Origin of the sequence: Dermacoccus sp. SAI-028, from assembly GCF_004346775.1 — a bacterium.
In the GTDB taxonomy this organism is placed as follows: Bacteria; Actinomycetota; Actinomycetes; order Actinomycetales; family Dermatophilaceae; genus Dermacoccus; species Dermacoccus nishinomiyaensis.
In genome coordinates this window covers 1,758,118-1,773,191 of record NZ_SMFS01000001.1, presented here as the reverse complement: position 1 = coordinate 1,773,191, position 15,074 = coordinate 1,758,118, and the positions used below count along the sequence as shown (strand labels likewise).

The 15,074-nt window shown below is 68.7% G+C and carries 11 protein-coding genes; 10 read left to right on the top strand and 1 reads right to left on the bottom strand.

The window, feature by feature from the left end; translation table 11 throughout:
• The first annotated feature begins 2 nt into the window (after positions 1–2).
• The 10 genes from EDC82_RS08070 to aroB all read left to right on the top strand — a co-directional run bounded on the left by EDC82_RS08070 (position 3) and on the right by aroB (position 13,323).
• The gene (locus EDC82_RS08070; RefSeq protein ID WP_006943903.1) at positions 3–1,004 is read left to right on the top strand and encodes an ABC transporter permease; all 1,002 of its coding nucleotides are present in this window, start codon (positions 3–5) and stop codon (positions 1,002–1,004) included.
• Entirely contained in the window at positions 1,001–3,127 is a 2,127-nt protein-coding gene (locus EDC82_RS08065; RefSeq protein WP_006943905.1) for a dipeptide ABC transporter ATP-binding protein, read from the top strand. Before EDC82_RS08070 ends, EDC82_RS08065 begins: the two co-directional genes overlap by 4 nt.
• Positions 3,127–4,803 carry an ABC transporter family substrate-binding protein gene (locus EDC82_RS08060; protein WP_074045232.1) on the top strand — a complete coding sequence of 559 codons (1,677 nt, stop codon included), beginning with the start codon at positions 3,127–3,129 and terminating at the stop codon, positions 4,801–4,803. Before EDC82_RS08065 ends, EDC82_RS08060 begins: the two co-directional genes overlap by 1 nt.
• 201 nt (positions 4,804–5,004) lie before the next feature.
• Complete coding sequence (gene alaS, locus EDC82_RS08055; RefSeq protein ID WP_131941127.1) at positions 5,005–7,719, top strand: alanine--tRNA ligase; 2,715 nt, start codon at positions 5,005–5,007, stop codon at positions 7,717–7,719.
• 18 nt (positions 7,720–7,737) lie between these two features.
• Positions 7,738–8,250 (top strand): Holliday junction resolvase RuvX, encoded by a 513-nt coding sequence (gene ruvX / locus EDC82_RS08050; RefSeq protein ID WP_006943878.1) that lies wholly within the window; start codon positions 7,738–7,740, stop codon positions 8,248–8,250.
• Positions 8,243–9,508 (top strand): endolytic transglycosylase MltG, encoded by a 1,266-nt coding sequence (mltG, locus tag EDC82_RS08045; RefSeq protein WP_006943867.1) that lies wholly within the window; start codon positions 8,243–8,245, stop codon positions 9,506–9,508. Before ruvX ends, mltG begins: the two co-directional genes overlap by 8 nt.
• Positions 9,508–10,347, top strand: coding sequence for a shikimate dehydrogenase (locus EDC82_RS08040; protein WP_131941125.1), 840 nt, complete (start codon positions 9,508–9,510; stop codon positions 10,345–10,347). Before mltG ends, EDC82_RS08040 begins: the two co-directional genes overlap by 1 nt.
• Before the next feature lie 8 nt (positions 10,348–10,355).
• Positions 10,356–11,582 carry a chorismate synthase gene (aroC, locus tag EDC82_RS08035; protein ID WP_006943800.1) on the top strand — a complete coding sequence of 409 codons (1,227 nt, stop codon included), beginning with the start codon at positions 10,356–10,358 and terminating at the stop codon, positions 11,580–11,582.
• Positions 11,579–12,262 carry a shikimate kinase gene (locus EDC82_RS08030; protein ID WP_131941123.1) on the top strand — a complete coding sequence of 228 codons (684 nt, stop codon included), beginning with the start codon at positions 11,579–11,581 and terminating at the stop codon, positions 12,260–12,262. The genes aroC and EDC82_RS08030 overlap by 4 nt, the downstream gene beginning before the upstream one ends.
• Positions 12,259–13,323: a 3-dehydroquinate synthase gene (gene aroB, locus EDC82_RS08025; protein WP_006943801.1), complete on the top strand. Its 1,065-nt coding sequence runs from the start codon at positions 12,259–12,261 to the stop codon at positions 13,321–13,323. Before EDC82_RS08030 ends, aroB begins: the two co-directional genes overlap by 4 nt.
• 10 nt (positions 13,324–13,333) lie before the next feature.
• Here aroB and EDC82_RS08020 read toward each other — a convergent pair whose 3' ends face one another.
• Positions 13,334–14,926 (bottom strand): FMN-binding glutamate synthase family protein, encoded by a 1,593-nt coding sequence (locus EDC82_RS08020; RefSeq protein ID WP_006943752.1) that lies wholly within the window; start codon positions 14,924–14,926, stop codon positions 13,334–13,336.
• Between the last annotated feature and the right edge of the window lie 148 nt (positions 14,927–15,074).

Below are 15,074 nucleotides of genomic sequence, written 5' to 3'. Positions count from 1 at the left end.
CCATGACGAACGACTTCAACCCCATCGAGCCCGAAAGCGTCGAACAGGCCGCCATCTCGCCGGAAACGGTCCGCGAGACGCGCCTACCGGACGGTTCACCCACCCCTGAGCTGACCGAGGGCGACCCCAAGCGCGACGGCGCCGCCGCTCCGCTCACCCGCCGAAAGCTCTACATGCGCCGTTTCATGCGCAACAAGGGCGGCGTCCTGGGTCTCGTCATCCTCCTGGGTCTCGTCGTGTTCTCGATCGTCGGCGGGTTCTTCACGCAGTGGAACTACACCGACCCCGACTTCCTCACGCTGCAGCAGGGTCCGGGCGGGAGCCACTTCTTCGGCACCAACCAGGCCGGCAACGACACCTACGCCCAGGCCGTCCACGGTCTGCAGCGATCCATCATCATCGGTGTGAGCGTGTCGGCGCTGACGACGATCATCTCGGCGGTCGTCGGAGCCTGGGCCGCCTACGTGGGTGGGCGTCTGGAGAAATTGACGCTCGGTCTCATCCACTTCCTCCTCGTGGTGCCGAGCTTCCTCATCCTGGCGCTCATCTCCACCTATTTCCAGGGCGACTGGCGCGTCCTCATCTTCGTGCTGACCCTCTTCGGCTGGGTGTTCTCGGCCCGCATCGTGTGGACGATCTCGACATCCGTGCGTGAACGCGAATACGTCGCGGCCGCCGAGTTCATGGGAGTGCCCACGACGAAGGTGGTGCTTCGCCACGTCATCCCGAACATCGGGTCGCTGCTCATCGTGAACTTCACCCTCGGCGTCGTCTCCACCATCATGAGCGAGACCGGCCTGTCCTTCCTCGGGTTCGGCATCAAGCAGCCCGACGTGTCGCTCGGTTCGATGCTCGCCGACGGTGCGAATTCCGTCTACTCCGCGCCGTGGCTGTTCGCCTTCCCCTCTCTGCTCCTCGTCATGCTCACCGTCTCGATGGCACTCATCGGTGACGGCCTGCGTGACGCGCTCGACCCGAACTCCAAGGCTGGTGGCAACGCATGAGCACCCCGATCTCCGTCTCCGGTGGCGGCATGCTGGACAAGGCGGGCAGCAGCCCGTTGATCTCGGTCAAGGATCTCGCGGTGTCCTTCCCCTCCGAAGCGGGGCGTGTCGACGCGGTGCGCGGCGTCAGCTTCGACATCGCACGCGGTGAGACGCTCGGCATCGTCGGCGAGTCCGGCTCGGGCAAGTCCGTCACGTCCACGGCCATCATGGGTCTGCTGCCGAGCTACGCGAAGGTGGACGGCAGCATCACCCTCGAGGGTGAAGAGCTGCTGGGACGCACCGACAAGGAGATGTCGAAGGTGCGCGGCAAGCGCATCGGCATGGTGTTTCAGGATCCCCTGTCGGCGCTGACGCCGATCTTCACCGTCGGTGACCAGATCGTCGAAGCGATCCTCATCCATCAGGACATCACCAAGGCGAAGGCGTGGGAGCAGGCCGTCGCGCTGCTCGACCTCGTCGGCATCCCCAACCCGAAGACCCGTGCGAAGTCGTTCCCGCACGAGTTCTCCGGCGGTATGCGTCAGCGTGTCGTCATCGCCCTGGCCATCGCGAACAACCCGGACCTCATCATCGCGGACGAGCCGACCACCGCACTCGATGTGACGGTGCAGGCCCAGGTGCTCGAGGTGCTCAAGAAGGCCCAGCGTGAGACGGGCGCCGCCGTGCTCATGATCACGCACGACCTGGGCGTCGTCGCCGGTCAGGCCGACCGTGTCGGCGTCATGTACGCCGGCCGCCTCATCGAGACGGGGACGGCGGACGACGTCTTCGCCGCACCGCGGATGCCGTACACGATCGGCCTGCTCGGGGCCGTGCCCCGCGTCGACGCGACGGGGCGTGAGGCGCTAGCACCGATCAAGGGCACGCCGCCGTTGCTCGTCGACCTCCCGGACGCGTGCCCGCTCATCCCGCGCTGCCCGATCGCGACCGCGGAGTGCGGCAACGGCGAACCGGCCCTGCGTCCCGTCGGCTCCGCGACGCATCGTGCGGCCTGCATCCGCGCCGACGAGATCTCCGGGCGGGGCTTCATCGGCTCCGAACCCATCTTCCCCCGACCCGTCATCGAGGATCCCGCCGCCGGCATCCCCCGCGAGGAGCGCGCGAGCGTCCTGCGCCTGGACGACGTGACGAAGACGTTTCCGCTCATGAAGGGCGCCGTGCTCAAGCGTCGCGTCGGCTCGGTCTACGCCGTCGCCGGCATCGACCTCGACCTGCGCGAGGGGGAGACCCTCGGTCTCGTCGGGGAGTCCGGCTCGGGCAAGACGACCACCCTCATGGAGATCATGCGGATGGGTCAGCCCGAGACGGGCGACATCGAGATCGCCGGGCAGAGCATCAAGAACGCCTCGAGGTCGCAGCGCAAGGATCTGCGTCGCGACATCCAGATGGTCTTCCAGGACCCGATGGGTGCCCTCGACCCGCGCATGACTGTGCACGGCATCATCAGCGAACCGCTCGTCGCGCTCGGTGGGTCGAGCAAGCACGAGATCGACGAGCGGGTCGAGGAGCTCATGGCGCTCGTCGGGCTCAACCCGCAGCACTCCGACCGTTTCCCAGCAGCCTTCTCCGGCGGACAGCGTCAGCGCATCGGCATCGCCCGTGCGCTCGCCACGAACCCGAAGACGGTCGTGCTCGACGAGCCGGTCTCCGCGCTCGACGTGTCGATCCAGGCCGGCGTCATCAACCTGCTCGCCGAGCTGAAGGCCCGTCTCGGCCTCAGCTACCTCATCGTCGCCCATGACCTCGCCGTCGTGCGTCACATCTCGGATCGGGTCGCGGTCATGTACCTCGGCAAGATCGTCGAGGTCGGTGCCGTCGACGACGTGTTCGAGCGCCCGATGCACCCCTACACCAAGGCGCTCCTGTCCGCCATCCCCGTGCCGAACCCGGTGGTCGAACGTAGCCGTGAGCGGATCCTGCTCACGGGCGACCTGCCCAGCCCGACCTCCTCAGAGCCCGGGTGCCGCTTCGTCTCGCGGTGCCCGTTGTATAAGACCCTCGACGACGCGAAGCAGCAGCTGTGCCGGGACACGACGCCCGAGCTCATGTCTGTGACCGGCGCCGATCATGCCCACGCCTGTCACTTCGCAGGCGGGGCCGACACAAAGGAAGTTCACTGATGAAGTCGATGAAGACGGCGTCCGGCGCCTTCGTTCTCGCCAGCGCTCTGCTGCTCACCGGGTGTTCCGGGGGCTCGTCGGACGACAAGGGCGACGACAGCAAGAAGACGACGAACACCTCGTTGCAGAAGAGCTACAACGAGCAGCCGGCGTCGGCCCTCAAGGATGGTGGCACGTACACCACCGCCACGACCGAGGTCTCTCCGCAGTTCAACCCGTTCCAGCAGGACGGCACCCGCTACACCTCGGACGTGTGGCGCTGGTACAACCCCGTCCTCAAGACGTACTCGGCTGACGGCAGCAAGGTCATCTGGAACAAGGCCTACATCGAGCGCGCCAAGAGCGAGGTCAAGGGTGACAAGCTCGTCGTCACCTACACGATGAACCCGAAGGCGAAGTACAACGACGGTTCGCCGATCGACTGGAAGTCCTTCGAGAACACGTGGAAGGCCAACAGCGGCAAGGACAAGGCGTTCCTGCCCAGTTCGACGGATGGCTTCTCGGCCATCGAGTCCGTGGCGAAGGGCAAGGACGACCACGAGGCCGTCATCACGTTCAACCAGCCGGGCGTGTGGTGGGAAGGTCTGTTCGACTTCCTGCTCAACCCGAAGGTGAGCTCCGCGGACCAGTTCAACAAGTTCTACCTGAACAACCCGCACGCCGAGCTCGGCGCGGGCCCGTACAAGATCGAGAAGTACGACTCGAAGGCCGGCACCATCTCGTTCGTCCGCAACGAGAAGTGGTGGGGCGACAAGGGCAAACTCGACAAGCGCACGTTCATCACGATGGAGGCCTCGGCGTCCATCAACGCGTTCAAGAACGGGCAGATCGACGCGACGAGCGCGAGGACCAAGGACCGTCTGCAGCAGGTGAAGGATGTTCCCAACACCGAGCTGCGCCGCGGTTCCTACCCCTCGAACAGCCTGCTCACCCTCAACGGCAAGAGCCCTCTGCTCGCGGACAAGGCCGTTCGCAAGGCCATCATGGAAGGCGTCGACCGCAGCAAGCTCGCCGAGATCGAGTTCAACGGTCTCGACTACAAGGAGGAGCTGCCCGGCTCGTTCCTGCTCTTCAGCTTCCAGAAGGGCTACGAGAACAACGTCTCGACGAAGTTCGACGCCGAGCAGGCGAAGAAGGACCTCGACGCGGCGGGCTGGAAGGCCGGTTCGGACGGCGTCCGTTCCAAGGACGGCAAGAAGCTGACCCTCAGCTATGTCAACCTCGGTGATGACCCGGTCAGCAAGGCCCAGGCCACGGCGATGCAGGCGATGCTCAAGGGCATCGGCGTCGACATGAAGATCGACCAGCGCGCCTCCTCGGAGTTCTCGAACGTCATCACGAAGAAGGACTTCGACCTCTTCCCGATGGGCTTCAGCTCCTCCGACCCCTACGGTGTGGCGTACGCCTGCCAGGTGTGGTGCTCGGACTCTGGCCTGAACCAGTCCGGTGTCGCGGACAAGTCGCTCGACCCGAAGTTCAAGGACCTGACGAAGATCAGCGACAAGGACAAGCAGATCGCCGAGGCCAACAAGCTGGAGAAGCAGGCCATGGACCAGTACGGCATCCTGCCGCTGACGAACGGCCCGGTCATCATGGCGACGAAGAAGGGGCTCGCGAACGTCGGTGCGTCCGTGTTCTACTTCCCGTTCCCGGAGACCATCGGTTGGCAGAAGTGACGTCAGCGCCGATGCGCGCCTGACATGACGGGCGAGGCCCGGTTCCCGCACAGGGGGCCGGGCCTCGTCCGTTCGTTCGCGCGCCGCGGTGCCCCGCACCGCCCGGCCGGTCACGAGGCCGCCACGATGGGGAAATGGCGCGCACTCGTGGGATGATGAGCGACGCACACCCGTACGACTTCTCACGAATGAGGGCGATTGATGGAAACCGCCGAGATCAGGCGCCGCTGGCTGCAGTTCTTCGAAGGCAAGGGCCACACGGTCGTCCCGAGCGCACCACTCATCTACGACGACCCGAACCTGCTCTTCGTCAACGCCGGCATGGTGCCGTTCAAGCCGTACTTCCTCGGTCAGGCCACGCCGACGTTCACGCGCGCGACCAGCGTGCAGAAGTGCGTGCGCACGGGTGACATCGAAGAGGTCGGCAAGACGAGCCGTCACGGCACGTTCTTCCAGATGAACGGCAACTTCAGCTTCGGTGACTACTTCAAGGAAGACGCGATCAAGTTCGCGTGGGAGCTGCTCACGACGCATCAGAGCCAGGGCGGGTACGGTCTCGACGCCGACCGTCTGTGGCCGACGGTGTTCGAGAGCGACGACGAGGCCTACGCGATCTGGAAGGACGTCATCGGCGTCGACGCCGCGCGCATCACGCGCCGCGACGCGAACGACAACTACTGGAGCATGGGCGTGCCCGGCCCCGGTGGGCCGTGCTCGGAGATCTTCTTCGACCGCGGCGCCGAGTACGGCGTCGAGGGTGGCCCGGCGGTCGACGAGGACCGCTACATGGAGATCTGGAACCTGGTCTTCATGCAGTACGAGCTGTCCGCCGTGCGCAGCAAGGCTGACTTCGACGTCGCCGGCGAACTGCCGCGCCGCAACATCGACACCGGCATGGGCCTGGAGCGCATGGCGTCGGTGCTGCAGGGCGTCGACAACCTCTACGAGATCGACGAGGTCTACCCCGTCCTCGACATGGCCGCCGAGATGACGGGCAAGCGCTACGGCGCGAACTCGGGCCAGTCGGCCGCGAGCAGCCACCCTGACGACGTTCACCTGCGCGTCGTCGCCGACCACGTGCGCAGCTCGCTCATGCTCATCGGTGACGGCGTGACGCCGGGCAACGAGGGGCGCGGGTACGTCCTGCGCCGCATGCTGCGCCGCGCGGTGCGCGCGATGCGCCTGCTCGGCTACGCCGACCCGGCGCTGCCGCACCTGGTCCCGATCTCGATGGAGCGGATGTCGCAGTCGTACCCCGAGCTCAAGACCGACTTCGCGCGCATCTCGCAGATCGCGTACGCCGAGGAGGAGGCATTCCGCCGCACCCTCGTCGCTGGTACGACGATCCTCGACACCGCGGTCGCGAAGGCGAAGCAGACGACGGACCAGCAGGCGGGCGGCGACAAGCCCGTCCTCACCGGCGACCAGGCGTTCAGCCTCCACGACACGTACGGCTTCCCGATCGACCTCACCCTCGAGATGGCGGCCGAGCAGGGAGTCAGCGTCGACGAGGCCGGTTTCTGTCGCCTCATGGACGAGCAGCGTCAGCGCGCCAAGGCCGACGCCAAGGCGAAGAAGGCCGGCCACGGTGACGTCGCCGTCTGGACGCAGCTGCGCGAGGCCGGGGCCACCGAGTTCCTCGCCTACGAGACGCTGCAGGCCGAGGCGAGCGTGCGCGGCCTCGTCGCGAACGGCTCGGCCGTCGAACAGCTCGAGCCGGGTCAGAGCGGCCAGGTCGTGCTCGACCGCACGTCGTTCTACGCCGAATCCGGTGGTCAGATCGCCGACGAGGGCATCATCGTCACGCCCGCCGGTCGCCTCAAGGTCGTCGATGTGCAGCGCCCGGTCAAGGGCCTCATCGCGCACACGGTCGAGGTGCTCGACGGGCCCGTCCGCGTCGGCGAGGGCGTGCACACGCAGGTCGACCCCGAATGGCGCATCTCCGCCTGCCAGGCGCACTCGGGCACGCACGTCGTCCACGCCGCGCTGCGCGAGGTGCTCGGCCCGTCGGCGCTGCAGAGCGGCTCGTACAACAAGCCCGGTTACCTGCGTCTCGACTTCGCGTGGAACTCGGCCCTGTCGCCCGAGACGCGCAGCGAGATCGAGGAGGTCTCCAACCTCGCCCTGCGTCGTGACCTACCCGTCGCCGCGCAGTACATGACGCTGCCCGAGGCAAAGGAGTGGGGCGCGATCGCCCTGTTCGGCGAGACCTACGACGAGCAGGTGCGCGTCATCGAGATCGGCGGCCCCTGGTCGCGAGAGCTCTGTGGTGGCACGCACGTCGCGCACAGCTCGCAGATCGGTGCGCTCACGCTCACCGGCGAGTCGTCCGTCGGTTCGGGCGTGCGCCGTCTCGAGGCGTTCGTCGGGATCGACGCGATGCGCTACCTCGCGAAGGAGCGCGCCCTCGTCGCCGACCTCACGTCGATGACGAAGGCGCAGCCGGGTGAGCTCAAGGACAAGATCTCCGAGATGCTGACGCGCATCAAGGACGCCGAGCGCGAGCTCTCGCGCCTCAAGCAGCAGCAGATGGCCGCTGCGGCCGGCTCCCTCGTCGAGCAGGCGAAGGACGTCTTCGGGGTGCGCTTCATCGGTCATCACGACGACGCGATCGACGCCGACGCGGCCCGGGCGATGGCGACGGACCTGCGCGCCAAGCTCGGCGACGCGACGCCGAGCGTCGTCGCAGTCGGCGGCGTGAGCAAGGGCCGCCCCGTCATCGTCATCGCGACGAACGCGCCGGCACGCGAGTGGCGTGTCAAGGCCGGTGACCTCGTCAAGGTCGCGGCCGGCGTGCTCGGTGGTGGTGGCGGCGGCAAGCCGGACCTCGCACAGGGTGGTGGCCAGGACGCCTCGAAGCTCGGCGCCGCGATCGCCGAGGTCGAGCACACCGTCGGCCGCACGGTCACGAACTGAAGGTGCAGCGGGCTCGTCATGCGTGAGGGGATCAGGTTGGGCGTCGACGTCGGCACCGTGCGTGTCGGCGTCGCCGTCAGCGACCCTGACGGCATCATGGCGACGCCCGTCGAGACCCTCGCGCGCGCGAGCGCGAGCGACAAGGATGTGCAGCGCGTAGCCGAGCTCGCGGACGACGCTCGTGCCCTCGAGGTCGTCGTCGGCCTGCCCCTCAACATGAAGGGTGAGGACACCGCGTCGACACAGGCCGCTCGCGCCTGGGCCAACACGCTGAAGCGTCTTCGGCCCGCGCTTCGCGTCATTCTCGTCGATGAGCGTCTAACATCTGTGTCCGCGCACCAATCGCTCCACGCCAGTGGGGTGGCCGGGCGCGAGCACAGGCAGCACGTCGACCAGCAGGCCGCCGTGCTCATCCTGCAGGCCGCACTCGAGACCGAGCGTGGCACCGGAAGGCCGCCCGGCCTCGAGGTGGGGGGCCGCAAGCCCCGTGCGCGACGACGGACAAGCGAAGGTGACACCCACGATGCCTGATTCTCCCCGCGAGCGTCTCTTCGGGAGCGGCAACGACGAGGTCGACCCCAGCCAGAGCGTCCGTCGCGACGGCGAACGCAGCGCACCCACTCGGGCAGAGCTGCCACAGGCACGACGGCTGCAGTCGCGACGCGAACATCGCGCCCGCGCTGATGCGCAACGCGAGGCCCAGGCTCTCCGCCCAGCCGGCGCGAGCGAGGTCGACTACAACCCGAACAAGCGCCGCGGTCTCGTGACCCTGGCGCTCGCGCTCGTCCTCGTCGTCGCCGCCGGATCCTTCGCGTGGCGCACCCTGGGGCTGAGCCTGCCGTCGTTCAGCAGCTCAGGGGGCGACTACTCGGGCACGGGGGAGAACGAGACCGCCGAGGTCAAGATCAACAAGGGTGACGCGGGCAGCACGATCGGTTCAGCCCTCGTCGCGGCCGGGGTGACGAAGTCGACGTCGGCCTTCGTCGAGGCGATGGCGGCGTCACCGAACGTCAACCTGACGCCCGGCGTCTACAAACTCAGGAAGAAGCAGAGCGCCGATTCGGCGCTCTCCGCGCTGCAGGACCCGAAGAACCGCGTCGGCGGCGGCATCGTCATCCAAGAGGGCCTGTGGCAGAGCGAGATCTTCGCGAAGCTGTCGAAGGGCACCGGCCACCCCGTCAGTGAGTACGAGGCCGTGACGCCCGCGCAGCTCGGCCTGCCGAGCACGATGAACGGCAAGCTCGAGGGCTGGCTGTTCCCCTCGACGTACGACTTCGACAAGTCGATGTCGGCGAAGCAGCAGCTGCAGACGATGGTGACGAACACCAAGGAGCAGATCAACTCGCTCAACATCCCGGCCGACCAGATCCAGAAGGTGCTGACGAAGGCCAGCATCGTGCAGGCCGAGTCGCCCAACGCGGCGAACGACGGCAAGGTGGCCCGCGTCATCGACAACCGCCTGTCGAGCGGGATGAAACTGCAGATGGACTCGAGCGTCCACTACGTCATCCACAAGCGCGGCACGGTGACGACGACCGACGCCGACCGCGCCAACCCGAGCCCGTACAACTCGTACGTGCACGCGGGTCTGCCGCCGACGCCGTACAACAGCCCCGGTCTCGACGCGATCAAGGCCGCCGCGAACCCGACGCCGGGCACGTGGAAGTACTTCGTCGCCGTCAACCTCGACACGGGCGAGACGCTGTTCGCGGACACCTACGACCAGCAGCTCGAGAACGAGAAGAAGTTCCGGGCCTGGTGCAAGGCGAACCCCGGACGCGGCTGCTGATGCCCCGCGCACTCGTCGTCGGCTCGCCGATCGACCATTCGCTCTCGCCTACGCTGCACGAGGCGGGGTATCGAGCGGCGGGCCTGGACGACTGGTCGTACGCACGTGCCGAGGTCGTCGCTGATGAGGTGCGCGCATTCGTGGCCAGGCTCGACCACGATGTCGTCGGACTGTCGGTGACGATGCCGTGCAAGGAAGCGGCGTTGGCTGTGGCTGACGAGGCGTCGGCGCTCGCTGGTGACGTCGGCGCGGCCAACACGCTCGTGCGGCGTGAGGGTGGTTGGTTCGCCGACAACACCGACGTCCACGGCGTCGTCGAAGCCCTGCGCGCCGCCGGGTGCGCGGGTGGCCGGGGCGCCGTCGTCATCGGCTCGGGCGCGACGGCGCGTTCCGTCGTCGCCGCTCTGTCGCGTCTCGGCGTGCGCGAGGTGACGTTCGTCGTGCGCGCGCAGGCGCGCCCCGAGACGCTGGCACTGGCGCGCTCGCTCGGCATGAGCGCCCGCGTCGTGCGCGAGGACGACGAGGACGCGGCGTGGGCGGTCGGCATGGCGCTGCTCGTCGTCCAGACGTCCCCGGCCGGGGGCGCGGACGCCCTCGCTGCGCGCGTCGTCGACGCCCCGTCGTTGCGCATCGGCGCGGCCGGCGGGCCGTTCGTCCTCGACGTCGTCTACGCCGACTGGCCGACGGCATTCGCCCGCACGATGAGCGCGCGCGGTGCGACCGTCGTCAGCGGCCTCGACATGCTCGTGCACCAGGCCGCGGCACAGTTCGAGCTGTTCACCGGCCACACTGCCCCCATCGCGGACATGATGGAGGCCGGGCGCGCCGCCGTGAAATGATCGGCCGCATGCTTCGTTGGTTGACCGCAGGTGAATCGCACGGCCCGGCCCTCATGGGCGTCATCGAGGGGCTGCCCGCCGGCGTCGAGGTGACGTCGCAGAACATCTCCGACGCCCTCGCGCGCCGTCGCCTCGGCTACGGGCGCGGCGCCCGCATGAAGTTCGAGCAGGACGTCGTGACGTTCGTCGGCGGCCTGCGTCACGGCGTGACGCTCGGTTCGCCGCTCGCGCTGCAGATCGGCAACAGCGAATGGCCGAAGTGGGAGACCGTCATGTCGCCCGATCCGGTCGAGGCATCCGCGTACGAGGCGTCGAACGACGTCAACGCCGAGAAGGAGATCGCGCGCAACAAGCCGTTGACGCGCCCGCGCCCCGGCCACGCCGACCTCGTCGGCATGCAGAAGTACGGCTTCGCCGACGCCCGCCCCGTCCTCGAACGCGCCTCCGCGCGCGAGACCGCGGCGCGCGTCGCCCTCGGTGAGGTCGCCGCGCGCTTCCTCGAGCAGGCCTACGGCATCCGGCTCGTCTCGCACACCGTCGCCGTCGGGACGGCCGCCGTCGCCGACGACTCACCGCTGCCGCACCCCGACGACGTCGCGGCCCTCGACGCCGACCCCGTGCGCACCCTCGACGCCGACGGCTCGGCGCGCATGGTCGCCGAGATCGACGCGGCGAAGAAGGCGGGCGACACGCTCGGCGGCGTCGTCGAGGTCTGCGCCTACGGTCTGCCCCCGGGCCTCGGCTCGCACGTACACTGGGACCGCCGCCTCGACGCGCGCCTCGCCGCCGCGATGATGGGCATCCAGGCGATCAAGGGTGTCGAGATCGGTGACGGGTTCACGACGGCCGCGCGCCGCGGTTCGGCCGCTCACGACGAGATGGTGCGCGGTGACGACGGCGTCATCCGTCGCCAGTCGAACCGTGCCGGTGGCACCGAGGGCGGCATGTCGACCGGTGACGTGCTGCGGGTGCGCGCCGCGATGAAGCCCATCTCGACGGTGCCGCGGGCGCTCGCGACCGTCGACGTCGCGACGGGTGAGGCCGCGACGGCGATCCACCAGCGTTCCGACGTCTGCGCCGTTCCGGCGGCTGGCGTCGTCGCGGAGGCGATGGTCGCGCTCGTACTCGCCGAGGCGTGCGTCGAGAAGTTCGGTGGAGACTCGGTCGCCGAGACGCGGCGCAACCTCGAGAGCTACCTCGCCAACATCCCCGATCTGCTCACGACGTGGGAGTGAGCGCGCCACCGACGCCTGCGGCTGACGCCGAGCGCCACCACCCGCGTCCCCGCGCCGTGCTCGTCGGGCCGATGGCGTCCGGCAAGTCGTCCGTCGGGCGCTCCCTCGCGGCGCGCTGGGGCGTCGAACTGCGCGACAGCGACGCGCTCATCGTCGAACGCCTCGGCTGCTCGATCAGTGACTACTTCGCGACGCACGGCGAGGCTGCGTTCCGCGAGGTCGAGCGCGACGTCATCACCGAGCAGCTCGGCACGTTCGACGGAGTCCTCGCGCTCGGTGGCGGGGCGGTGCTCGACGACTCGACGCGGGCGGCGCTGCGCGAGCACACCGTCGTCTACCTGACCGTCGACGAACGCAACGCCGGCTACCGCATCCGCGGCGACGTGACGCGCCCGATCCTCGCGAACGGTGGCATCGACACGTGGCGGCGCATCTTCGCCGAACGCCGACGGCTCTACGAGGAGGTCGCGACGGTCACCGTCGACACCTCGCGCGGGACGACGGGTGCCTCGGCCACGCGCATCATCGAGGCGCTCGTCGCGGCCGAGCACGAGACACCCGTCTCGACCGGTGGAAAGCGCCCGTTGCCGTCTTCGGTGGCAGCGACGATCGCGCGACGACGCATCCTCGGGGCCACACGAGGCGGCCGGACGCGCCGCGACGAAGGAGAGACGCCATGAGCATCATCAGTGTGGGAACCGCGTATGCCGTGCACATCGGCGAGGGGGTGCTGCAAGACCTCGCGGGCACCGTCCCGGCCGGGGTGGCGCGGGCACTGATCGTCGAGCAGGCGGCGGTGACGGCGATTGCCGACCGCGTCGAAGAAGCGCTGCGTGGCCGCGGCATCGACGTCGTGCGCGAGGTCGTGCCCGACGGCGAGGCTGCCAAGACGATCGAGGTGAGCGCGCGCCTGTGGGGCGTCATGGCGCGAGCCGGCTTCACGCGCACCGACGTCGTCGTCGGCGTCGGCGGGGGAGCGGTGACCGACCTCGCCGGCTGGGTTGCCGCGTCGTGGCTGCGCGGCGTGGGCGTCATCCAGGTGCCGACGACGGTGCTCGCGATGGTCGACGCGGCGGTCGGCGGCAAGACCGGCATCAACATCGCCGAGGGCAAGAACCTCGTCGGCGCGTTCCACGAGCCGCTCGCCGTGTTCGCCGACCTCGCCACGGTGCGGACGCTACCCGAACGCGACGTCGCGGCCGGGCTCGCAGAGGTCGTCAAGTGCGGTTTCATCCGCGACGAACGGATCCTCGAACTCGTCGAGGCCGACCCGGCTGCGTGCCTCGACGTGACGAGCCCGCAGCTCGTGGAACTCGTCGAGCGGGCCATCAGCGTCAAGGCCTCGGTCGTGGCGGCCGACCTCAAGGAATCGAACCTGCGCGAGATCCTCAACTACGGCCACACATTCGCGCACGCCATCGAGCAGCTCGAGAACTACACCTGGCGACACGGTGACGCCGTCGCCGTCGGCTGCGTGTTCGCCGCCGAACTGGCCTGCGCGGCAGGCGTGCTCGGGCGCAACGATGTGGAGCGGCAGCGCGCCGTCATCACCTCGCTCGGGCTGCCGACGACGTACGCGGGCGGTGACTTCGACGAGATGCTCACCGTCATGGGGCGTGACAAGAAGACGCGCGGCACGACGCTGCGCTTCGTCGTCCTGCACGGCATCGGCGACGTCCACCGCCTCGAAGGCCCGACGCGCGAGCAGCTGCGCGCAGCCTTCGACGCGGTGACTGGCTGAGACGCACCGTTCAGCGCGTCGGCTGCTCCTTCTTCGCCGTCTCGCGGTCACCGGCGGCGGTGCCGGCGTTCTCGAAGTCGCCGGCGACCATGATGTCGGTGATCTCGCGCGCCAGTTCGTCGCCGAGGCGCCCCCAGTCGGGCTGGTAGCCGAAGACGTCGGCGAGGCCGGTGCCCTTGCGCATCCCGTCGAGCAGTTCGACGTCGTCGGGCGTCAGCAGACCGGGGTGCGCGACGCCGACGGCGTCACTGATCTTCAGCAGGTCCTTGCGCAGCGCGACGAGGTAGTTCGCGAGGCGAACCTTCTTGAGCTCGGGGTCAAGGCCGTGCGCGAGCCACGCGTTCTGCGTCGCGACGCCCGTCGGGCAGGTGTCCTCGTGGCACTTCTGCGTCTGCAGGCAGCCGATCGACAGCATCGCCTCGCGCGCGACGTTGATCATGTCGGCCCCCATCGCGAACGCCTGCGCCGCCGTGATCGGCAGGCCGAGCTTGCCGGAGGCGATGAACACGACGTCGTCGGTGAGGCCGGCCTCCGCGAACAGGGCGTAGACGCGCGAGAAGCCGACGGCCCAGGGGAGCGCGACCGAGTCGGAGAACACGACGGGCGCCGCACCCGTGCCACCCTCGCCGCCGTCGATCGTCACGAAGTCGACTCCGCGGCGCGGGCCGTCGACGCTCGACATCGCTGCCGTCAGCTGCTGCCAGAAACCCATCTCGCCGACGGCCGACTTGATGCCCACGGGCAGGCCGGTGCGCTCGGCGATCGTCTCGACGAGGTCGAGCATCGAGTCGATGTCGTGGAACGCGGTGTGCCGTGACGGCGAGACGACGGTCTCGCCCTGCGGGACGCCGCGGATGTCGGCGATCTCCTTCGTCACCTTCGCGCCGGGCAGGACGCCGCCGAGGCCCGGTTTGGCGCCTTGGGAGAGCTTGATCTCGATGGCCCTGACGGGCGCCGACTCGACGACGGTGACGAGCTTGTCGAGGTCGAAGTGGCCGTCTTCGTCGCGGCAGCCGAAGTAGCCGGTGCCGATCTGCAGGATGAGGTCGCCGCCGCTTCGGTGATAGGTGGACAACCCGCCCTCGCCGGTGTTGTGCATCGCCCCGGCGAGTGCGACGCCCTTGTTGAGCGCGGTGATCGCCGCGCCGGAGAGCGAGCCGAAGCTCATCGCGGAGACGTTGACGACCGAGCGCGGACGGAACGCCTTGGCGCGTCCGCGGGCGCCGCCGAGCACCTTCGCACAGGGGATGGCGTGGTCGTCGGTCTCCGCGGCATGCGACTGCGCGAACGTGCGGTGCTTGACGATCGGGTAGCCCTCGTTCCTCTCGAGGTCGTTGTCGGTGCCGAAGCCGACGTAGTTGTTGACGCCCTTGGCCGAGCGGTAGATCCAGGCGCGCTGGTCGCGGCTGAACGGGCGCTCCTCGTCGTTGCCGGCGACGATGTACTGCCGCATCTCGGGGCCGATCAGCTCGATCGCGTAGCGCGCGTGGCCGAGGACGGGGAAGTTGCGCAGCAGCGAGTGGTTCTTCTGCGTGAGGTCGTAGGCGGCGACACCGGCCGTGCCGAGTGCGGGCAGGGCGGCTACGAGGCGAGTCCACTTCATGCGCCCAGTATGGCGAGGCTCGACGTGAAATGCATCACGCGCAGGTGTGGAACGTCGATCGGGGGAGGTGCGCTCACACGATAGACTTGATGCTGATGCCCGTGCGCCTGCGCGGGCGATTGTTGACCGGCCGCGCGGATCACCGTCC